Origin of the sequence: Labrys sp. KB_33_2, from assembly GCF_052114505.1 — a bacterium.
Classification (GTDB): Bacteria; Pseudomonadota; Alphaproteobacteria; order Rhizobiales; family Labraceae; genus Labrys.
The window spans coordinates 73,312-94,017 of record NZ_JBFREW010000014.1; the positions used below are offsets into that span (position 1 = coordinate 73,312).

General features: G+C 65.4%; 21 protein-coding genes. 7 read left to right on the forward strand and 14 right to left on the reverse strand.

Translation table 11 applies throughout. The features are described from left to right. Window positions 1-49: 49 nt before the first annotated feature. Window positions 50-1,273: an acyl-CoA dehydrogenase gene (locus AB4037_RS23895; RefSeq protein WP_441773210.1), complete on the reverse strand. Its 1,224-nt coding sequence runs from the start codon at window positions 1,271-1,273 to the stop codon at window positions 50-52. A gap of 79 nt (window positions 1,274-1,352) precedes the next feature. Here AB4037_RS23895 and cobD point away from each other — a divergent pair, with 79 nt between their 5' ends. Both cobD and AB4037_RS23905 read left to right on the forward strand, forming a co-directional pair. Further along, entirely contained in the window at window positions 1,353-2,366 is a 1,014-nt protein-coding gene (gene cobD, locus AB4037_RS23900) for a threonine-phosphate decarboxylase CobD (protein ID WP_434958185.1), read from the forward strand. A 228-nt stretch (window positions 2,367-2,594) separates the two neighbouring features. Further along, window positions 2,595-2,960 (forward strand): hypothetical protein, encoded by a 366-nt coding sequence (locus AB4037_RS23905; RefSeq protein WP_441773211.1) that lies wholly within the window; start codon window positions 2,595-2,597, stop codon window positions 2,958-2,960. Window positions 2,961-3,017: 57 nt separating this feature from the next. Here the strand turns inward: AB4037_RS23905 and AB4037_RS23910 are convergent, their stop codons facing one another. Continuing rightward, the gene (locus AB4037_RS23910) at window positions 3,018-3,734 is read right to left on the reverse strand and encodes a glutathione S-transferase family protein (protein ID WP_434958187.1); all 717 of its coding nucleotides are present in this window, start codon (window positions 3,732-3,734) and stop codon (window positions 3,018-3,020) included. Window positions 3,735-3,836: 102 nt separating this feature from the next. Here AB4037_RS23910 and AB4037_RS23915 point away from each other — a divergent pair, with 102 nt between their 5' ends. From AB4037_RS23915 to AB4037_RS23925, 3 genes are all read left to right on the forward strand, one after another. Beyond that, entirely contained in the window at window positions 3,837-4,736 is a 900-nt protein-coding gene (locus tag AB4037_RS23915) for a LysR substrate-binding domain-containing protein (RefSeq protein ID WP_434958188.1), read from the forward strand. A 79-nt stretch (window positions 4,737-4,815) separates the two neighbouring features. After that, window positions 4,816-5,295 (forward strand): OsmC family protein, encoded by a 480-nt coding sequence (locus AB4037_RS23920; protein WP_434958189.1) that lies wholly within the window; start codon window positions 4,816-4,818, stop codon window positions 5,293-5,295. A 179-nt stretch (window positions 5,296-5,474) separates the two neighbouring features. Further along, window positions 5,475-6,863, forward strand: a complete 1,389-nt coding sequence (locus tag AB4037_RS23925; protein ID WP_434958190.1) for an aspartate aminotransferase family protein — start codon at window positions 5,475-5,477, stop codon at window positions 6,861-6,863. A gap of 17 nt (window positions 6,864-6,880) precedes the next feature. Here AB4037_RS23925 and AB4037_RS23930 read toward each other — a convergent pair whose 3' ends face one another. From AB4037_RS23930 to AB4037_RS23950, 5 genes are all read right to left on the reverse strand, one after another. After that, the gene (locus AB4037_RS23930; RefSeq protein ID WP_441773212.1) at window positions 6,881-7,777 is read right to left on the reverse strand and encodes a carbohydrate kinase family protein; all 897 of its coding nucleotides are present in this window, start codon (window positions 7,775-7,777) and stop codon (window positions 6,881-6,883) included. Further along, a complete protein-coding gene (locus tag AB4037_RS23935; protein WP_441773213.1) occupies window positions 7,774-8,790 on the reverse strand; it encodes an SIS domain-containing protein in 1,017 nt (338 codons plus the stop codon). The genes AB4037_RS23930 and AB4037_RS23935 overlap by 4 nt, the downstream gene beginning before the upstream one ends. 4 nt (window positions 8,791-8,794) lie before the next feature. Then, a complete protein-coding gene (locus tag AB4037_RS23940; RefSeq protein ID WP_441773281.1) occupies window positions 8,795-9,646 on the reverse strand; it encodes a carbohydrate ABC transporter permease in 852 nt (283 codons plus the stop codon). Continuing rightward, on the reverse strand, window positions 9,646-10,527 hold the full coding sequence (locus AB4037_RS23945; RefSeq protein WP_434959700.1) for a carbohydrate ABC transporter permease: 882 nt from the start codon (window positions 10,525-10,527) through the stop codon (window positions 9,646-9,648). The genes AB4037_RS23940 and AB4037_RS23945 overlap by 1 nt, the downstream gene beginning before the upstream one ends. 225 nt (window positions 10,528-10,752) lie before the next feature. After that, window positions 10,753-11,997, reverse strand: coding sequence for an extracellular solute-binding protein (locus AB4037_RS23950; RefSeq protein WP_441773214.1), 1,245 nt, complete (start codon window positions 11,995-11,997; stop codon window positions 10,753-10,755). Window positions 11,998-12,281: 284 nt separating this feature from the next. On the opposite strand from AB4037_RS23950, the gene AB4037_RS23955 reads away from it, so the two are divergent. Further along, complete coding sequence (locus AB4037_RS23955) at window positions 12,282-13,496, forward strand: ROK family transcriptional regulator (RefSeq protein ID WP_441773215.1); 1,215 nt, start codon at window positions 12,282-12,284, stop codon at window positions 13,494-13,496. 138 nt (window positions 13,497-13,634) lie between these two features. Here the strand turns inward: AB4037_RS23955 and recF are convergent, their stop codons facing one another. The 6 genes from recF to trpS all read right to left on the reverse strand — a co-directional run bounded on the left by recF (window position 13,635) and on the right by trpS (window position 18,397). Further along, window positions 13,635-14,759 carry a DNA replication/repair protein RecF gene (recF, locus tag AB4037_RS23960; RefSeq protein WP_441773216.1) on the reverse strand — a complete coding sequence of 375 codons (1,125 nt, stop codon included), beginning with the start codon at window positions 14,757-14,759 and terminating at the stop codon, window positions 13,635-13,637. Between the two features lie 224 nt (window positions 14,760-14,983). Continuing rightward, entirely contained in the window at window positions 14,984-16,102 is a 1,119-nt protein-coding gene (gene dnaN / locus AB4037_RS23965) for a DNA polymerase III subunit beta (RefSeq protein ID WP_434958196.1), read from the reverse strand. Between the two features lie 82 nt (window positions 16,103-16,184). Next, window positions 16,185-16,316 carry a hypothetical protein gene (locus AB4037_RS23970; protein ID WP_441773217.1) on the reverse strand — a complete coding sequence of 44 codons (132 nt, stop codon included), beginning with the start codon at window positions 16,314-16,316 and terminating at the stop codon, window positions 16,185-16,187. An 11-nt stretch (window positions 16,317-16,327) separates the two neighbouring features. Further along, the gene (locus AB4037_RS23975; RefSeq protein ID WP_434958198.1) at window positions 16,328-16,525 is read right to left on the reverse strand and encodes a hypothetical protein; all 198 of its coding nucleotides are present in this window, start codon (window positions 16,523-16,525) and stop codon (window positions 16,328-16,330) included. A 76-nt stretch (window positions 16,526-16,601) separates the two neighbouring features. Then, the gene (locus AB4037_RS23980) at window positions 16,602-17,222 is read right to left on the reverse strand and encodes a glutathione S-transferase family protein (RefSeq protein WP_441773218.1); all 621 of its coding nucleotides are present in this window, start codon (window positions 17,220-17,222) and stop codon (window positions 16,602-16,604) included. A 134-nt stretch (window positions 17,223-17,356) separates the two neighbouring features. Continuing rightward, entirely contained in the window at window positions 17,357-18,397 is a 1,041-nt protein-coding gene (trpS, locus tag AB4037_RS23985) for a tryptophan--tRNA ligase (protein ID WP_441773219.1), read from the reverse strand. A 266-nt stretch (window positions 18,398-18,663) separates the two neighbouring features. On the opposite strand from trpS, the gene AB4037_RS23990 reads away from it, so the two are divergent. Beyond that, entirely contained in the window at window positions 18,664-20,376 is a 1,713-nt protein-coding gene (locus AB4037_RS23990) for a DUF4166 domain-containing protein (RefSeq protein WP_441773220.1), read from the forward strand. 56 nt (window positions 20,377-20,432) lie between these two features. Here the strand turns inward: AB4037_RS23990 and AB4037_RS23995 are convergent, their stop codons facing one another. Further along, window positions 20,433-20,696: a hypothetical protein gene (locus AB4037_RS23995; RefSeq protein ID WP_441773221.1), complete on the reverse strand. Its 264-nt coding sequence runs from the start codon at window positions 20,694-20,696 to the stop codon at window positions 20,433-20,435. Window positions 20,697-20,706 lie beyond the last annotated feature (10 nt).

Here is a 20,706-nt window from a genome sequence, read left to right on the forward strand (position 1 = left end):
CGCTCTTTTCTTTATAAATCAGATATTTAAGAACGCCGAACGGCCACCCTCAGAAGAATGCTTGAATACCGGTCTGGGCGCGGCCGAGGATGAGGGCGTGCACGTCATGCGTGCCCTCATAGGTGTTCACCGTCTCCAGATTCTGGGCCACGCGCAGCACATGGAACTCGTCGGCGATCCCGTTGCCGCCATGCATGTCGCGGGCGACGCGGGCGATGTCGAGCGCCTTGCCGCAATTGTTGCGCTTCATCAGGCTGATCGCCGGCGGCGCGGCGGTATGGGCGTCGAGCAGGCGGCCGAGCTGCAGCGCGCCGAGCAGGCCGAGCGCGATCTCGGTCTGCATGTCGGCGAGCTTCTTCTGCACGAGCTGCGTCGCCGCCAGGGGCCGGCCGAACTGCTTGCGGTCGAGCGTGTATTGGCGGGCGCGATGCCAGCAGAACTCGGCCGCGCCCATGGCGCCCCAGGCAATGCCGTAACGCGCCTTGTTGAGGCAGCCGAACGGCCCGGACAGGCCCTTGGCGTTGGGCAGGAGGTTTTCTTCCGGCACCACCGCGCCATCGAGCACGATCTCGCCGGTGATCGAGGCGCGCAGCGAGAGCTTGCCCTCGATCTTGGGCGTGGAGAAGCCCTTGGTACCGCGCTCGACGATAAAGCCGCGGATGACGTCGTCCAGCTTGGCCCAGACCACCGCGATGTCGGCGATCGGCGAATTGGTGATCCACATCTTGGTGCCGTTGAGCTGGTAGCCACCGGCGACCTTGACCGCGCGGGTCTTCATCGAGCCTGGATCGGAGCCGGCATCGGGCTCGGTGAGGCCGAAGCAGCCGACGAGTTCGCCACTGGCAAGCTTGGGCAGGTACTTCTTGCGCTGCTCCTCGCTGCCATAGGCATAGATCGGGTGCATCACCAGCGAGGACTGCACCGACATCGCCGAGCGATAGCCCGAATCAACCCGCTCGACCTCGCGGGCAACCAGGCCATAGGCGACATGGCCAAGGCCCGCACCGCCATAGGCTTCGGGAATCGTGGCGCCGAGCAGGCCGAGCTCGCCCATCTCCGACATGATCGCGCGATCGAAATCCTCCTCGCGATAAGCCTTGAGTACGCGCGGCATCAGCCGGTCCTGCGCGTAGTCGCGGGCGGTGTCACGGACCAGCCGCTCCTCCTCCGTCAGCAGCGATTCGAGATCGAGCGGATCCGACCAGTCGAAGGCTTCACCAGCCTTTTTGATCGCTTCGCCGGCGTCATGAAGCTTGATCGCAGCGTCCACCATGGCCATACCCTCCAATAAACAAATTTGGCGCGACATTGGTCGCGCCGGTTTCAGGCGTCAAGACAAGAGTGGCAGGAGAATGAGCGCAGTGGAGCATGGCGGCAATCTCGGCGAGGCGCGTCGCCTCTTCCCGCAGGCCTCCGGGCCCTGGATCGATCTTTCCACCGGCATCAACCCCTGGCCCTATCCAATTCCAGCGATTCCGGCCGAATCCTGGGCTGCCCTGCCCTCTCCCGACGAGGCCCGTGAATTGGAGGCCGTGGCGGCCCAATGCTATGGCGTGCCCTTCGATGCCTGCGTCGTTGCGACGCCGGGCACGCAGGCCGCCATCCAGTGGCTGCCCCATCTGTTCGCCGCAGGTACGGTGAGCGTGCTGAGCCCGACCTATGCCGAACATGCCCGCAGTTGGGCGCTGGGCGGCCATCACGTGCGAGAGGCTCGCCGCTTCGAGGAACTGGCCGGCTCCGAGATCGCGGTCCTCGTCAATCCGAACAATCCCGATGGCAACTATTTCGGCCGCGAGGAGTTGCTCGCGCTCGCCGCCGAGAAATATGCCAGGGGCGGCGCCCTCGTCGTCGACGAGGCCTTCGCTGACGTGATGCCGCAGGTAAGCCTGGCCGCCATGGCAGGCACGCAGGGCCTAGTGATGATGCGCTCCTTCGGCAAGTTCTTCGGCTTGGCCGGCATCCGGCTCGGCTTCGTGCTGGCCGAACCCGCGCTCACCGGCAAATTGCGCCAGGCGATGGGAGCCTGGGCGGTTTCGGGCGAGGCCATCGCCATAGGCCGCGCCGCGCTCGCCGACATCCTCTGGCAGAACGGCACGCGCACCTCACTGCGCACGGCACGCCAGAATCTCGACGAGGACCTGACCAAGGCCGGCGCGGTGATCGGCGGCACCGATCTCTATCGCCTGCTGCAGACCGCGCATGCCCCCGCTTTGTTCCGCCAGCTCGGCCAGGCCGGCATCTGGGTGCGCCGCTTTGGCGCCAACCCACGCTGGCTGCGCTTCGGCCTGCCGCCCAACGCGGACGCCGAAGCACGCCTGCGCGCCGTGCTTGCCCGCTACCACAAAAGCGGCACCCGGGCGATGTGAGAACCGCGATCCGGAGCTCCCGATGGCTCACAGACGACTGGTTGACCGAGCAGTTGCAGCCTGGCTGCTTGTTCTTGCAGGTCCAGTGGCCGCGCAGGCACAGGCTAATATCGAAATGCACCGGACCGAGGTCCGGCAGACCGACGGCCAGGGCGGCTATCCGGCGCGATCGACAAGGGGGCGTTTCTTCGTGATCCCCCCATCCCCTTCAACGATTACAGCTTCACGGTGGACGATCCGAAGATCGGCCCCATGGTCGTGCATGGTGTCGGCAGCCGGATGGGGCAGCACGAGTTCGGCGTGATCAAATTCGAACGAACAGCCAGGATGAAGGATATCGATCTACGGACGTTCATCCAGGAACTGGCGCAGAAGCGAGGCATCCGGGTGCCGGATCTGCCGCTCGGCCGTAGCGGCACCGAGGAGTTCGTTCGCGCCGAACTGAGGGGGCCTAAGCAGTCCGCCATCACCCGCGTATCCAAGACGCCAGACAGCGTGTTCAACATCGTCTGCGAGTTTCCAACCTCCGAGATCGAGACGTGGCGTCCGCTCTGCGACCGCTCCATCGCAAGTTTCCGCCCCGAGGCGCCATAGGCATGGCAAGGGGGTGACCCCCCTTGCCATCCAGGCAGCGCGAGGCGATCCGGGTGCTCACGCCGCCAGTCTGGCACCTAACTCACCCAACACCTCCTCCAGCGGCAGCAGACCGCGCAAGGCGCCACTGCCGATCGCGGGAACACCGTCCTCGATCGCGTGAGCGAACCGCACGGCCGGATCGGGCTCCAGCCTTGCCTTCAACGCCTGGATCTTCGGGAAGGGCGTGAGATCGAGCGCCTGGTGGAACTCGGCCCAGCGCGCGACGCCGATGAAGACCGCATCGGCCAGGCTCGGCCTGTCGCCGGCCAGATAGGCCGAGGAACCGATCATCGCCTCGAGCTGGCGATGACGATGGGCGACGAGGTCGCGCCCGAAGGTCCGCAGCGCTTCCTTATAAGCCTCGCTTCCGCCCTGCATTTCCAGCGCCACCCAGAGCGGGGTGAAGGCACCGGTGAAGCCGGTGTTCAGGAAACCGATGAATTGGTGCATGCGATGCGCCTCGGCACTATCGGTAGCGAAACTGATGCGATGTTCCTCGTCGCGCAGTTCGAGCCAGCGGGCAATCGCCGTGGTTTCGGTCAGCACACTGCCGTCCTCGCGGATCAGCACCGGGGTCTCGCGCCGGCCGTTCACCCGCCCATAGGCTTCGCTCAGCATCTCGTCGGGCATATGCACCCGCGTGGCGCGATAGGGCTTGCCGAGCCATTCGAAAGCGGCGACGAGACCGAGGGAGCTGCCCGCGGGATGACCGGCGAAGATGATCGGTTCCATTGTCGTATCTCCTATTGGGTTGATAACGACAATATGCACACATGGACTTTGGAGCTGTAGACTGGCAGATATGGACCTGAAGTCCATACTTGGAAACTTTGAGTGTCGAACCTCAACGATTTCATCCTCTTTGCCCAGGCCGTCGAGCAGGGCGGCTTTGCTGCCGCAGCCCGGCACCTCGGCATCCCGAAATCGACAGTGAGCAAGCGTGTGGCCGAATTGGAGGCTCGGCTGGAAGCCAGGCTGCTGAACCGCACCTCGCGCAGCTTCGTGCTGACCGATGCCGGCCGGGAGGTGTTCGAGCATGCTCGGGCAGCGATGATCGAGGTCGAGGCGGCCGAAAGCGCCGTGCTGGCCCGGCGGGCGGAACCGAGCGGCACCGTCCGGATCACGGCTTCGGTTCCCACTGCGCAATTCCATCTCGCCGCCCAGCTACCCAGGCTCGCCGCCGCCCTGCCCAAGCTGCAGGTGCAGTTGCATGTCACCGACCGTTTCGTCGATCTCATCCAGGAAGGCTTCGACATCGCGCTCCGGAGCCATTTCGGGCCGCTCGCCGATTCCGACCTGATGGCCCGCCCCATTCACCGGGAGGCAATCGGCCTGGTGGCTGCCCCCGCCTATCTCGCCATCAGGGGAATGCCGGCCACGCCGGAGGATCTTGCCGGTCATGACGGCCTCCTCACCCAGCCCCGGGCGCCGATATGGAAGCTCTCGGCGAACGGCCAGACGATAGAGGTCATGCCCCGCGCCCGTTTCTTCGCCGACGAATCCGTCGCCCTGCTGGAAGCGGCCAAAGCCGGGCTCGGCATCACCGCTTTGCCCCGCTCGATCAGCGCGGCGGCCGTGGCGGGCGGCCTGTTGCGTCTCGTGCTGCCGGACTGGCAGGCAGGCGAAGTCACCACCACGGTGCTGACCACCCATCGGCGCGGGCAGTTGCCCGCGGTACGTGCCGTGGTCGATTTCCTGTCCCGCTCCCTGCGGCCGGCGGACGCGGAAGATTGACGCGCTATGCACACACCCATTGCGAAACAGCCGGACAAGAGGGCATCCTCCCGCCACATAACGACATGAGGAGGAAGGTATGGCAGGGCGCGAACACCGCTATGCGGTCAAGGTCATCTGGACCGGCAATGAGGGCGAGGGCACGCCCACCTATCGCGGCTACAGCCGCGCCCACCAGATCCAGGCCGAGGGCAAGCCGACGATCGAAGGCTCCTCCGACCCGAGCTTTCGCGGCGATGCCACGCGCTGGAACCCCGAGGACCTGCTGGTCGCCTCGCTCTCGGCCTGCCACAAGCTCTGGTATCTCGGCCTGTGCTCGCAGATGGGCGTGAATGTGCTCTCTTATGAGGACGAGGCAGAAGGCGTGATGGTCGAGGTGGCTGGCGGTGCCGGCCAGTTCGAGAAGGTCACCCTGCGCCCGCATGTCGTGGTCGCCGCCGGCACCGACCTGCAGAAGGCGCATGAATTGCACAAGAAGGCGCATGAGATGTGCTTCATCGCCCGCTCGGTGAATTTTCCGGTGGAACACGAAGCGGAGATCGTCCTGGCGGGTGCGTAGAAGTTTTCGACCGCTTTAGGGCGATGCCGCGCTGGCGGGACGATTGAGGGCATTGTCCCACGCTCTCTCGAGTGTCGTAGGACGTCCGCTCTTGCAAACACCGCGACAACGCATCCCCCTTGACTTCCGCAATTTGTGATCACAAAATTGGGATCACATTTTTCGGGAAAGCGCGCATCATGTCCTTGCACCAGACCAACCTCACCACAGCGGAACTGCGTGCGATCGATGCCGCGCATCATTTGCACCCCTTCACCGACACCAAGGGCCTGAACGCCGAGGGCGCGCGCATCATCGTCAAGGCCAAGGGCGTGCATCTGTGGGATTCCGAAGGCAACCAGATCATCGACGGCATGTCGGGCCTGTGGAACGTCAATGTCGGCTATGGCCGCGAGGAAATCGTCGAGGTTGTGGCGCAGCAGATGCGCGAACTGCCCTTCTACAACACCTTCTTCAAGACCACCCATCTGCCGGCGATCGAGCTGTCGCGCCTGCTTGCGGAAGTGACGCCGCCGCAGTTCAGCCGCGTGTTCTTCACCGGCTCGGGCTCGGAATCCAACGACACCATCATCCGCATGGTGCGTCATTACTGGGCGGCCCAGGACAAGCCCGGCAAATCGACCATCATCGCCCGTAAGAACGGCTATCACGGCTCGACCATCGGCGGCGCCTCGCTCGGCGGCATGACGCCGATGCATGCCCAGGGCGGCCTGCCGATCCCCGGCATCGTCCACATCGCCCAGCCCTATTGGTATGCCGAGGGCGGTGACCGCAGCCCGGAGGAATTCGGCCTGTGGGCGGCGCGCGAGCTCGAGCGCACCATCGACGAGCTCGGCGCCGACACGATCGCCGCCTTCATCGCCGAGCCGATCCAGGGCGCCGGCGCCGTGGTCATCCCGCCCGCCACCTATTGGCCCGAAATCCAGCGCATCTGCCGCGAGCGCGACATCCTCCTGATCTCGGACGAGGTGATCTGCGGGTTCGGGCGCACCGGCGAATGGTTCGGCAGCCAGTATTTCGGCTTCGAGCCCGACATCATGGCGATGGCCAAGGGCATTTCCTCCGGCTACCTGCCGATCGGCGGCGTGATGGTGACCGAGAAGGTAGCCGAGGTGATCGCCAATGCCGGCGACTTCAACCATGGCTACACCTATTCGGGCCATCCGGCCTGCGCAGCGGCCGCGATCGCCAACATCAAGATCCTGCGTGACGAGAAGATCGTCGAGCGCGTGAAGGACGATATCGGCCCCTATATGCAAAAGCAGTGGCTGGCGCTGGGCGATCATCCCATGGTCGGCGAAGCGCGCATGGTCGGCCTGATCGGCGCGCTGGAGCTGACGCCGAACAAGAAGACTCGCGCCTCCTGGCCTGTGGAAACCGGCACGGTCGGCCTGATCGCCCGTGACTTCTCCTTCCAGCACGGCCTGGTCATGCGCGCCACCCGCGACACGCTGATCATCGCCCCGCCGCTGGTGATCAGCCATGAAGAAGTCGACGCCCTGATCGCCGCCGCCAAGAAGACGCTCGACGACAGTTGGGCCGAGGTGAAGCGCCGCGGGTATGTGTGAAGGGGGCGGCGCCTCCCTCACCGATAGCGGCGTGGCCGCGTCGAGACCGCCAGCGAGGCGACCGCCACGCCATTCGTCACCGCCCTCTCAAGATCCTCGCTCTCGACCAGGCTGGCGAAATAGCCGGCCGAAAAGGTGTCGCCGGCCCCGATGGTGTCGACGACGCCGACCTGCGGCGCCGGCACGGCCACATGCTCGTCCCCACGCCAGGCCAAGGCCCCCTTCGGCCCGCATTTGATCACCAGGCTGGCGCCGGCGGGCAGCAGCGGCCGGATCATCTCCGCCGCGTCCGCGTCCGTCTCGGCGCCGGTCAGCCCCTTGGCCTCGATGTCGTTGATGAGGACATGCTCGCAATGGCCGATCCAGGCATTGACCCGCGCCCGCACCCCAGACGTCCAGCCGCCATCCGGCCAGCCCGTATCGAGGGCGACCCGATAACCCCGGCGCCGCAGGATGACGATCAACTCGTCATAATCGGCGAGCAGGGCCGGAATCACGAAGGGACCCACCAGCAGGGCCACGCACCCCTCCCCCTTCTCGTCGAGTTGCGACAGCACGTGCGCCAGCCTGAATGAATGCAGATGGCCCGTGGTGGTAAAGAAGGTGCGGTCCCCATCGGGATGGCCGATGCCGACCGAAACCGTGGTCGCCCCCTCGGCCACGGTCCAGCCCAGCGCCCGTGCCCCGAAGGGTTCGGCGAGCCAGCGGCCCAGCATGTCGTTGCCGCGACTGGTGATCAGCCGGTAATCGACGCCGAGCGCATCGAGGGCCAGCGCCGTATTGCCAGCGGCGCCGCCGACGCGGAATTCGCTCTCGGGCACGATCACTTCCGTGCCCGGTTGCGGCCAGGGCGCCTGCGGGCCCATCACGAGATCGACATTGACGTTGCCGATCAGAAACAGCGGTTCCCTCATAGCTCCGTCGTCACCTTGGTCGAGCGCAGGGGCTCGCCGACTTGGGTAACCCGGCCGGCCGCAAAGGTCACCAGGAAGGACTGCAGTGCCGGCAATACGGCGAAGATGGCCGCCATGCCCTCCTCCCTCGGCAGGCGAATGGTGACAGCATCGGCGATGTCGGCCTCACCGGAGAGGTCGAACACCACCACCGGCGATCCGGCCGCGCGGCAGGCCGCCACCAGCCCCGGCGCGAGGCCGGCCGAGGGGCCGGCGGCGCGCAGCAGCACGATGCCGCTGGCCGGTGACAGCATCTCCATCGGGCCATGCCGCAATTGGCCGCCCTCCAGGGCCAGGGCCGGCAGGCGGGCGAGTTCCATCACGCAGAGCGCCCCGGATTCGGCCACGCCCTGCAGTTCGGCCCGGCCGCTGAGGATCAGGGACGTGCTGGCGGCGAGAGCGGACAGGGCCGCCCCCAGATCGGGCCGGACGGGGGCATCGAGCACGGCGAGCGCGGGTTCCGCCGGCAGGCCCAATGCGGCGAGCACCGCAAGATGCAGCGCATGGCTGACCAGGAGGCTGCGCGTGGCGGCGAAGGCTTTTTCCGACCCGCCGACACCGACAAGGGCGGGCACGCCGCGGCCGAGCGCACTATCGGCATCAAGCGTGAGGCCGAAGCGCTCCTGCCGGCCGGACGGACGCTCGAGATAGGCGACGATCTCGCCGGAATTGCCCGACTGGGACACCAGCAGCACGGTACGCTCGCGGTCGGGCTGCGGCGTGATGAGAAGCTCGGACACCACCTCGGTCTCGACCTCGATGCCGAGCTGGCGATAGAGCACGGCGGCTGCGCGGTTGACCCAGTGCGAGCCGCCCATGGCGGCCAGGGTCAGCCGGCCGGTACGGCGGATGCTGTCGGCCAGCCGCGCGGCCATCGGCCCGGCGCCATGGAAAGAGGCCAGTGCATCGGCATGCTGCCTGGCCATTTCGGCCTCGATCATCGCCAGGCCCGAGCCCGGCACGATTTTACTCATGATATCAACCCTTGACGCTGCCGGCAGTCAGGCCGGCAACCAGTGATTTTTGCAGGATGAAGGCGATCAGAACCGGTGGCAGCGCCGTCAGCAGGCCCGCGGCCGAGACCAGGCCGAAATCCGTGGCGCGGCCGGCGGCGAAGTCGGCGATGGTGACGGTGAGGGTCTTGGCATTCTGGTTGGAGGTGAAGAGCAGGGCGTAGAAGAATTCGTCCCAGGCCAGCAGGATGGCGAACAGGGCAGCGGTGGCGACGCCGGCCCGGGCATAGGGCAGCGTGACCCACCACAGGGTCTGCAGCGTCGAGGCGCCGTCGATCGCTGCAGCGCTTTCGAGTTCGCCGGGCACCGCATCGAAGGACGATTTGATGAACCAGGCGGTGAAGGGCGTCAGGATCGAGCAATAGACCAGGATGAGGCCGAACACATTGTTGAGCAGCCCCAGCATCGACAGCAGGAAATAGAGCGGCAGGATCAGCGCCACGGCCGGGGTCATATAGGTGGCGAGGATGCTGTAGAGCACCACCGACACGCCGCGATTGCGGTAGCGCGAAAAGGCCCAGCCCGCCGGCACCGCCACCAGCAGCGACAGCGCCGTCGCGCCCAGCGAGCTCAACAGGCTGTTGCGCAACGCCATCAGGAACGCCTCGCCCGGGCTGTTGGCCTCGAAGGTGAGCAGGCGGGCATAACGGCTGAAGTCGACATGATGCGGGATGAGCGACAGCGGCTTGGCGGTGAGATCGGCCGGTAGCGAGATGCTCATCACGCCGAGCCAGAGCACCGGCGCGAGCGTCACCACCAGGAACAGGGCGACGCCGCAATAGAGGAAGAAAGTTGCGATGGGGCTGCGCTGCATGATCAGGCCTCCTGTCTGCGCATCAGCCGGACGTAGAAGCCGACGAAGACCATGCAGATCAGCACCACGATGAGGGCGTAGGAAGCACCCGACCCCACTCGCATGAAGCGGAAGGATTCCTCATAGACGAAGAAGCTCATGGTCTTGGTCGAACTCGCCGGACCGCCCCGTGTCATCACATAGAAGATGTCGAAGACCTTCAGCGCCTCGATCGAACGCAGCACCAGCGCCACCAGCAGCGGCGGCGCGATCACCGGCCAGGTGACGGCCTTGAAGCGCTGCCAGGCATTGGCGCCGTCGAGCGTGGCGGCGCCGTAGAGTTCCAAGGGTGCCGATTGCAGCGCGGCCAGCACGATCAGCGCCACCAGCGGATAGTTCTTCCAGACATCGGCCACGATCACCGCATTCATGGCACTGCCTTCGGTGCCGAGCCAGCTGCGATAGCTCTCCATCAGCCCGCTCTGGGTCAGCACTGCATTGAGCACGCCGAAATCGGGCTGGTAGATCAGCCGCCACATCAAAGCGTTGACGATGGTGGGCACCGCCCAGGGCAGTACCAGAAGCGCACGGCAGAAGGTGCGGCCGCGGAATTTCTCGTTGAGCAGCAAGGCCACGCCGATGCCGAGCAGGGCCTCGGCGCTGATCGAGACGACGGTGAAATAGATCGTCCGACCTGCCGCGGCGAGGAAATCGGAATCGGTAAAGGCAAAGGCGAAGTTTTCCAGCCCGATGAAATGCGCTGCCCCCGGCCCCGCCATCAGGCGGGTATCGGTGAAGGCCAGCCACAGGGTCATCAGGATGGGATAGCCGACCGCCGCGAACACGATGACCAGCATCGGACCGAGCAGAAGCCATGGTGAGGGCATGCCGACACGGCCGCTCATCATCAGGCAGATTCCTTCCAGCAAAGGGTAGCGTCACGAGGCGCAACCATACTCTCCCCTGGAGGGGGAGGGTCGGCCTGAAAGGCCGGGGTGAGGTGAAAATACGCAGGTCGCGACGACAGCGGCTGTCATTCCTGCGAAGAAGTCACCCCACCCCGACGCTGTGCGTCAATCCCAGGCACTTCCAAGAGGAAGTGCCTGTACCTCCAAGGGAGGGTAAAGATCTCACCGGATGCGCGCGGCATCCTTGGCCGCTGCCGCCAGGGCGTCGGCGGGCGAAGCCTTGCCGGCCAGCGCGTTCTGGATCTGCGCCTGCAGGATGGTGGAGAGTTCCTGGTAGGAGGCCACCGTCGGGCGCGGCGTCATCAGGCCGATGGAGACGTCGGCGGCCTTGACCAGTGCCTCCTGCCCCTTGGTGACGGCCGGATCGCTGTAGGACGCCTTCCAGATCGGCAGGCTGAGCTTGGCATACTGGTTCTGCACCGGCTTGGAGGTCAGATAGACGATGTATTTCCAGGCGAGATCCGGCTTGGAGGAACCGGCCGTGATGCCCAGCCCCATCGAGCCGTTCACGCCCGAGGCTTTGCTCTTGCCCTCGACGCCGGGAGCCGGCACCACCCCGACCTTGCCGACCACCTTGCTTTCGGCCGGATCATTGGCCTTGGCATACATGTAGGTCCAGTTGAGCGCGAAGGCCGCATCACCAGCCGAGAACACCTTGCGGACGTCCTCTTCCAGATATTCCTTGGAATTGGGGTTGGAGAGGCCGTTCTTGAGGCTGTCGGCCATGTAGGTGACGGCATCGAGCGAGCCGCCCTTGTCGAAGACCGGCTTGTCTCCCTCGAAGAACTTGCCGCCATAGGCCGCCGTCAGGGTCACATAATCGCAGATGACCGCCTCGGCCTGCGACCAGCTCCAGACGATGGGATATTGCACCAGGCCCTTGTCCTTGATGATCTTGGCATCCTTGGCCAGCTCATCCCAGGTTTTCGGCGGCTCGGCGATGCCGGCCTTCTGCAAGATCTCGGTGTTGTAGAACAGATATTTGGTGTCGAGGATCCACGGCATGCCATAGGTCTTGCCGTCATAATTCACGGTGGCCCAGGCCCCGTCGAATACCTTGGAGCGGTCGAGATCCTTCAGCCGGTCCGTGACGTCGACCAGCACACCGTTCTGCGCGAAGGCGGCCGGCCAGATCACGTCGTAGAGCACGACATCATAGCCGGCGCCGCCGGCGGCCTTGGAGGCGACGATCTTGTCGTAAAGGGCCTCGTAGGGCACGAATTCGACATTGACGGTAACGCCGGGATTTTCTTTTTCGAAGGCGGCGGTCATCGCCTTGACGTCGGCGTCGCTATAGGCGGCCTGCGCCATGAACAGGGCATTGAGCGTTTCCGCGGCTGCCGGCGACAATCCCGCCAGGGCCGTCATTGCCAGCCCAGCCAGGACCGATTTGTGAATTCCAGACATTGCAATCATCTCCCGCTTGCAATTCGAACGGCGACCGGTGGCCGCCCTGCATAGTTCAGGGGCGCGGAGAGTTCTCGATGGCTCCCGGTCATTTTCTGCGACCCGGAAAAATTATTAACTCAATTTGTTTGAATGTAAACATGCTGCCATAGTTGCCTACGAAATCGGGAAAGCGTTTTGCGATTTGACGGAATCACCTAGAATCGCAAAGACGCGTCGAAACAAAGAGTTAGAGCAAATAAGCGTTCTCATCTGAACGCGTTTTGCTCTAGGGGGTGGCTGAGATGGCAAGGCGCGAGGCGGACAAGGCGCCCCAACCGGGCCGAAGTGTTGCGGGGACCAATCTCGAATTCACCCGCTCCCATAACAGGCGCGTCGTGCTCGACACGGTGCGCAGGCTGGGGCCGGTGTCGCGGGCAGAGATCGCCCGGGAGACCGCCCTGACCAACCAGACGATCTCCAACATCGTCGAGGAACTGGAGCAGGCCGGCTTCCTCCTGCCCGGCGCACCCAAGCGCGAGGGACGGGGCCAGCCCTCCATCCCCTACACCATCAACCCTCAGGGCGCGTGGTCGCTCGGCTTCCATGTCGACCACAGCGCCATCATCGCGGCCCTGGTCGACCTCACCGGTAAGCCTGTCGCCATCCGCGAGATTCCCGCCCAGCGCCCCTCTCCCCGCAGCGCAGCGCCGGCCTTGCGGCAGCTTGCCGATGCGTTGATCGAGGAGGCCGGCGTTCCCGCCTCGCGCCTGCTCGGTGCGGGGGTCGCCCTGCCCGTGCGCTTCGGGGTCGGCGCCATCACCACGGCGGGCCCGACCACTTTGCCCGGATGGGACGATCCTGATGCCAGGCGGCATATCGCGGAGACTCTCGAACAGCCGGTGCAGATCGAGAACGATGCCATGGCGGCAGCGATCGGCGAGCGGTTGCACGGCGTCGCCCGGGCAATCGACAGTTTCGTCTTCCTGTTCCTGGACGAAGGGCTCGGCGCCGGCGTCTTTCTCGGCGGCCAGCCCTGGCGCGGCGCCTCGCTCAATGCCGGCGAAATCGGCCATATGATCGTGATGCCGAACGGCAAGCCCTGTCCCTGCGGCAATCGCGGCTGCCTGGAGCGCTATCTCTCTCTGAGCGCCGCCCAGGAATTTCTGGCCGACCAGCCTGGCTCCCCTGTCCTCCCCGAGCTGGATGGCGCGATATCCGCTCCCGTGGAGCGCTGGGTTGAGGAGGCCGCGCCCTTTCTTGCCAGTGCCGTCAACATCCTGGAATCGACCCTGGATCCGGAAACCATCCTGCTCGGCGGGCTGGCACCGGCCAGCGTGCTGGCCAGCCTGATCGAGAAGGCCATGCCGCTGCCGATGTCGGTGGGCTCGCGCAGCGGCCGCAGCCTCCCCCGCCTGATGGCGGGCTCCGTAGGCCATCACACCGTGGTGCTGGGCGCAGCCTCGTTGCCGATCTTCGACGAGATCAATCCCCGCTTCGACGTGCTGCTGAAGCATTGACCGTCATTGCGTCGCCACGTTCGCAAAGGCGCCGACGTCAGGAACCACTCGGCGACAATCGCATCGAGAGGATTGTCATCCCCGGCACGGCCTAAGGCCGTGCCGGGGATGACAGAGCCCTTGTTTGCAGAAACTTCCTCACCCCTCGACCCGCCCCGGCGTGACCCGATAGACGGCAGCGCGGCCAGCGATTGCCTCGAAGGCGGAGGGATCGGCCCCGGTCAGCCAGACCTGGGCGCCGAAGCTCTCGAGCCGGTCATAGAGCGCCCCGCGCCTCATCGGGTCGAGATGGGCGGCGACTTCGTCGAGCAGGACGATCGGCGTCATGCCGGCGAGACGGGCAACCAGCCTGGCATGGGCCAGCACCAGGCCGAGCAGCAAGGCCTTCTGCTCCCCGGTGGAGGCACGCTCGGCGGCGATGCCCTTTGGGCCATGCACGACGAGGAGATCGGTCAGATGCGGCCCGTCGAGCGTACGCCCGGCCGCCCGGTCCCGGGAACGGCCTTCGCGCAGGATCTGGCGATAGCGCTCCTCAACGGCCAGGGCCGGTTCGTCCAGCACGGCATTCTCGATGGCACCGTCGAGGGCGATGCGGGCATGGGGGAAGGGAGACGTAGGATCAATCTCCTCTTCGATCAGGCCGGCGAGACGTCGCACCGTGTCGGCCCGTGATGCCGCCACCGCGATGGCGAGATCGGCGACTTCATGCTCGGCGGCATCCAGCCAGCGCTGATCGGCACGAGGATCCTCCAGCAGGCGGTTGCGCGAGCGCAAGGCGCGTTCGAGCGCATTGACCCGGCTGCCATGGCCGGCATCGACAGCCAGCACCAGCCGGTCGAGGAAGCGCCGCCGCTCCCCGGCGGAACCGGAAAACAGGCCGTCCATCGAGGGCGTCAGCCAGACGAGGCGCAAATGATCGGCAAAGCTCGTGGCCGAAGACACAGGCTGGCGGTCGACGCGATATTTGCGCGGGCCACTGTCGGGGCCTTCCAGTCCGGTGCCGAGATGGGCCGGCCCGAGCGCGCCCTCAACCTCGGTGGCGACGGCGAAGCTGCCGGGCCCGTCCTCGCTGGCCATGTCCTCGAGATCCGCCCGGCGCAAGCCCTTGCCCTGGGTGAACAGCGAGATGGCTTCGAGCACGTTGGTCTTGCCAGCGCCGTTCTGCCCCGTAAGCACCACCATGCCGGCATCCACGGCAAGATCGAGCCGCGGATAGGACCGGAAGGAGGTGAGGATCAGGCGGGTGATGCGGGGCGAGATCATTTTTGGGATCGCAGGCATCCTGCTCCCGGCGCTAATTTTGCAGGGACAAGCATGAAACAGGTGTGCCGATCTCCAGATCGGCATTGTTGGAACCGCTGTGCTCGCCAACATGTCAGATGCCGATCTGGAGATCGGCACACCGCATTTCGAGCGCCATCGCCTGCAAGGCCGACGTCACGAATATCCGCCACCGTCCCCGCTACGCGGAGAAGGCAAATCGCGGATTACACCCGCATCGGCATCAGAACGTAGAGGGCGGCGGCGCCTTCGCGGTCCTGCACCAGGGTCGGCGAACCCGGATCGGCGAATTTCAACAGGGCGGTATCGCCGTCGAGCTGCGCCGCGATATCGAGCAAATAGCGCGAGTTGAAGCCGATATCGAGCGGGGTGGCGTCGTAATCGACCTCGATCTCCTCGGTCGCCGTGCCGGAATCGGGGTTGGTGACGGTGAGGACGAGGCGCCTGTCGGCCAGCGACAGCTTCACGGCGCGGCCACGCTCGGAGGAGATGGTCGAGACGCGGTCGACGGCCGCGGTGAAGTCGGCGCGCTCGACGATCAGGGACTTGTCGTTGCCGACAGGAATGACGCGGGCATAATCGGGGAAGGTGCCGTCGATCAACTTGGAGGTCAGCACCACCGGGCCGATGGTGAAGCGGACCTTGGCCTGGGAAAGCTCGACGGAGACGATGGCCTCGGCGTCTTCCATCAGCTTCTGGATCTCGCCCACCGCCTTGCGCGGCAGGATCACGCCGGGCATGCCGTTGGAGCCTTCGGGCGCCGGCAGTTCGACGCGGGCGAGGCGATGGCCGTCCGTCGCCACGGCGCGGATGCGGGTCTCGCCCTCGACTTCGAGCGTGTGCAGATAGATGCCGTTGAGATAATAGCGCGTCTCCTCGGTGGAAATCGCGAACTGGGTCTTCTCGATCAGCTTGCGCAGATCGGCGGCCTTGAGCTGGAAATTATGCGGAAACTCGCCCGCCGCCAGGTCCGGAAAATCCGAAGGCGGCAGCGTCTGCAGGGTGAAGCGCGAGCGGCCGGAGCGCACGATCAGCTGGGTCGCCTCGCCGCCGCCTTCCAGCGAGACCTGGGCCCCGTCGGGGAGCTTGCGGACGATATCGTAGAGGGTATGCGCCGGCACCGTGGTCGCACCATCCATGGTGACATCGGCAGGAGAGGACTCCACCACCTCCAGATCGAGGTCGGTCGCTTTCAAGAGCAGGCTGGCGCCCTGGGCCTCGATCAGCACGTTGGACAGGATCGGAATGGTGTTGCGCCGCTCGACGACGCGGTGGACGTGGCCCAGCGATTTGAGAAGGGCAGTCCGTTCGAGCGTAACCTTCATGGAGTGCGTCCTGGCATAGCGACCCGCAAGCGGACCGAGCTGCCGCAAACGGTGGAAAAAGGGCGAAGACCATGCAATTTGCTCAGGCGAAAGGCAAGCCATCCCGCAGCTTTTTCAGGGTTTTCCCGAACATGTCGGCTTCGCCCCCGATCGGGATGCCCCACGCCGGGCAACCCATGTTCGACAAGTATCCGTCCCGCACGTTCTCGATCATGAGGCTGCTCGTCACAGGCTCGGTACCGGCTCCAGCAGCACCACGATGCGTTGGACGATGGCGAGGACCGCGATGACGATGATGAGGATGCGCGCGATCTGCTTGAAGCGCCCTTCCATGGGCAGGCGGTCGACCAGGTACAGCAATAGCCAGCAGACGAGGCCGATGACGAAGACGCCGATCAGGAGCGAGATCACTTGAGACAACATGGACACATTCCCCGAGCGACCATGACAATCATGGTCGGCTCGGTAACGCGAATGTCGGCCGGGGAGTTCCCGTTCGTCAGGTCATCGGGATCATCACCGCCTTGCGATAGGCCGGGCGTTCGGTCAGGCGCTCATACCAGGCGGCAAGATGGGGCAGATCAGGCCGCTCGATCGCCATGTTGAACCAGCCATAGGCGCTGCAGCCGAGCGGGATGTCGCCGATGCCGAACTTCTCGCCGGACAGAAAAGGCTGGCTGGCCAAGGCCTTGTCGGCGATGGCCAGAAGGCGGCTGCAGCTGTCGAGGCCCCGGGAGAGCTCGGTCTCGACCCGGTCCTGGGCGGTACGACGCACGACGTTCCAGAACACGTCGCGGAAGGGAGCCGCGATGGTGGAGGTCGTCCAGTCCATCCAGCGCTCTGCGGAAGCCTTCGCCTGGCGCGTTGCCGGCACCAGCCGGCGCTCGGGATCGCCCTCGGCCAGATAACGCACGATGGCATTGGATTCCCACAGCACGAAGCCGCCATCCTCGATGCAAGGCACCAGCCCATTGGGATTGAGCGCGCGATAGGCGGGATCGTTGACCACGCCGAAAGCGCCGCCCGCATCGATGCGCTCATAAGCGAGCCCGAGTTCCTCGGCGCACCAGAGCACCTTCTTCACATTGGAGGAATTGGCGCGGCCCCAGATCTTCAGCATATCGGTCCCTTCCCACAACCCGTCGGAGTTCGTCCGCAATAAACGGATCGAATTGACTCGGCCTTTGTCATTGCCAGGCATGACGAAGGCGGCGTTTCAGCTACTTTCCGGATAATGCCTGACTTCACTCGGCCTCACTTCGACCGGATGAAGCCGACGATGTCCTTCACCGAGGCCATGATCGGGGCGGCGATCGCCCGCGCCCGCTCCGAGCCTTCGGCCAGCACCGCGTCGATATGGCCGGGATCGGCCATCAGGCGCTTCATCTCGGCGGTGATCGGCGAGATTTTCGCGACGGTGAGATCGGCGAGCGCCGTCTTGAAGGTCGAGAACTGGCCACCGCCGAACTCGGAGAGAACCTCCGCGACCGTGCGTCCCGACAGGGCCGCGAAGATCGAGACGAGATTGTCGGCCTCGGGACGTCCTTTCAGCCCCTCCTCCTCACCAGGCAGCGGCTCGGGATCGGTGCGCGCCTTGCGGATCTTGGCGGCGATGGTCTCGGCATCGTCGGTCATGTTGATGCGCGACAAATCGGAGGGATCCGATTTCGACATCTTCTTGGAACCGTCGCGCAGGCTCATTACGCGGGTTGCAGCGCCCTGGATCAGGGGCTCGGGCAGCGGGAAGAAGCCATCATTGAAGCCATTGGCCGCGATGGAGTCGCCGAAATCATTGTTGAATTTCGCGGCGATGTCGCGGGCGAGCTCCAGATGCTGCTTCTGGTCCTCGCCGACGGGCACGTGGGTAGCGCGGTAGACCAGGATATCGGCGGCCATCAGCGTGGGATAGGCGAACAGGCCCACCGAGGCCGCCTCCTTGTCCTTGCCGGCCTTTTCCTTGAACTGGGTCATGCGGTTGAGCCAGCCCATGCGGGCCACGCAGTTGAACACCCAGGCGAGTTCGGCGTGCTCGGCCACCTGGCTCTGGTTGAAGACGATGTGGGCCTTCGGGTCGATGCCCGCGGCCAGGAAGGCGGCGGTGACCTCGCGGATGGCGCTGCTCAGGGTCTTGGGATCCTGCCAGAGCGTGATGGCGTGCTGATCCACCACGCAATAGATGCATTGATGGCTCTTCTGCATCTCGACGAAGCGCTGAATCGCGCCGAGATAATTGCCCAGATGCAGGTTGCCGGTCGGTTGAACGCCCGAAAAGACGCGCTCCACGAACTTCGTCATGGCGAGAGGATTCCATATTGTCCAAGCAGCTTGTTCTTGATCGAGCCACGGGCGCGATCAAGAACAAGCTGCAAGATATCGAACACATGCATGATTTTCCGGCGAAGCCCGCCCGTGGGTCTCGCCGGAAAATCGTGCTTAGGCTAGCGCTTATGGCGGGCGCGGGCGCAAGACGCAAGTCTAGCCACCAGGTCCGGCACCGGTGCAAGGCTTCACCTTGCCGGTTCCGGCTGCTCCCTGTACGCATGCGAGGCTGGAGCCGCACCGTGAATGCATCCCCACCCTCCCTGCGCGTCCTGATCGTCGGCGGCTACGGCATCTTCGGTGGACGGCTGGCGGAATTGCTGGCGGACGCCCCCCGCCTCACCCTCATCATTGCCGGGCGCTCGCTCGCCAAGGCGGAATTCTTCTGCGCCAGCCGCCCGGTGCGGGCCCGCCTCTCACCGGCGCAGTTCGATCGCGAGCAGCCCCACGAGCCGCAATTGCAGGCCCTGAAGCCCGACATCGTCGTCGATGCCAGCGGCCCCTTCCAGGGTTACGGCAAGGAGCCCTATCGCCTGATCGAAGCCGCGATCGCCTGCGGGGCCGATTATTTCGACTTCTCGGACGGGGCCGCCTTCGTGCGCGGCGTCACCAGCCTCGATGCAGCGGCCCGGCAGCGCGGCGTCACAATCCTCTCGGGCGTAAGCAGCTTTCCCGTGCTCACCGCCGCGGTCGTCAGGCATCTCGCCGGCGCCTTCTCGCGCATCGAGACCATCCGCGCCGGCATCGCCCCCTCGCCTCATGCCATCGTCGGCGAAAATGTGCTCAAGGCGATCGCGAGCTATGCCGGCCAGGCCGTGCCGGCGCGGCGGCGCGGGCAGACCCTGCTCGTGCATCCTCTCACCGAAACCTGCCGTTTCACCATCGCGCCGCCGGGACGGATGCCCCTCTCCAATACGCTGTTCTCGCTGGTGGAGGTGCCCGATCTCCTGCTGCTCGCCGACCTGTGGCCAGGTGTCCGCTCGGTCTGGGTCGGCGCCGGGCCGCGCCCCGAGATCCTGCATCGCTGCCTGATCGGGCTGAGCCTGCTGGTGCGGGGGAAAATACTGCCGTCGCTCAGGCCGCTGGCCGGGCTTTTCCTCTGGGCAAACCGCATGCTGCGCTGGGGTCCCCATCGCGGCGGCATGTTCGTCGAGGTCGCGGGATCAGGCCACCGTGGCGAGCCTCTGACGCGAAGCTGGCACCTGACGGCCGAAGGCGATGACGGGCCCTATATTCCGGCGATGGCGATCGAGGCCCTCATCCGCCGGCGCCTCGATGGCATCAGGCCGGAGCCGGGGGCCCGCCCGGCAACCGGAGCACTCGCCTTGGCCGATTATGATCGGGTCCTTGCCGGCCGGGCCTTCGCGCATGGCACGCGCGACGTCACGGCCGAAGCCAGCCTGCCGCTCTATCCGCGCGTCCTGGGCTCTGCCTATCGCGACCTGCCGCCGGCCATCCAGGCCCTGCATCGGCACGAAGCGAGCCACAGCGTCAGCGGTCGCGCCAGCGTGGAGCGCGGCAAGGGGCTGCTGTCACGGCTGGTCGGCGCCCTCGTCGGCTTTCCCGAAGCCGGCGCGGACGTGCCGGTGCGCGTGTCCTTCGAGATCGGGCGCAGCCAAGGAAGCAGTCAAGAAATCTGGCGGCGCGAATTTGCCGGACGCCGTTTCCGCTCCGTGCAAACCGCCGGCCGTGGCCGCAGTGCCGGCCTCATCGACGAGCGTTTCGGGCCTTTCAGCTTCGGCCTGGCCCTCCTCGCCGAGGACGGCACGCTCAAGCTCGTGGTGCGCAACTGGCGTTTCCTCGGCTTGCCGCTGCCACGTTTCCTCGCTCCCTATGGCAACAGCTTCGAGAGCGCCGAGGATGGGCGCTTCAACTTTCATGTCGAGATCGCCCACCCCCTGCTCGGCCTGATCGTGCGCTACAAGGGCTGGCTGGTGGAGGATGCCCCGCGCTGACCGCGGCCCCGGAACTTCGTTCGCGTGTCGGACCCGGAACTTCGTTCGCGTGTCGGTCACATCGCCTTCATGGCCTTGCCATGCTTCTTCATCTTCTTGGGCATGTGCTTCTTGGTCATCTTCTTCATCGGCTTCTTCATGGTGTCGGCCTTCATGGCATCGCCTTGCATCGGCTTCATCGTCTGCGATTCCATCGGGGCAGGCTTCTGCATGGTGTCGGTATTCGGCGTGGCGTCCTGGGCCTGCGACAGCGAGGAAACAGCGAAAGCAAGCCCCAGTCCCAGCAGGCCCGTCGAGACGATCTTGGCGATACGATCCATTGTTCATTTC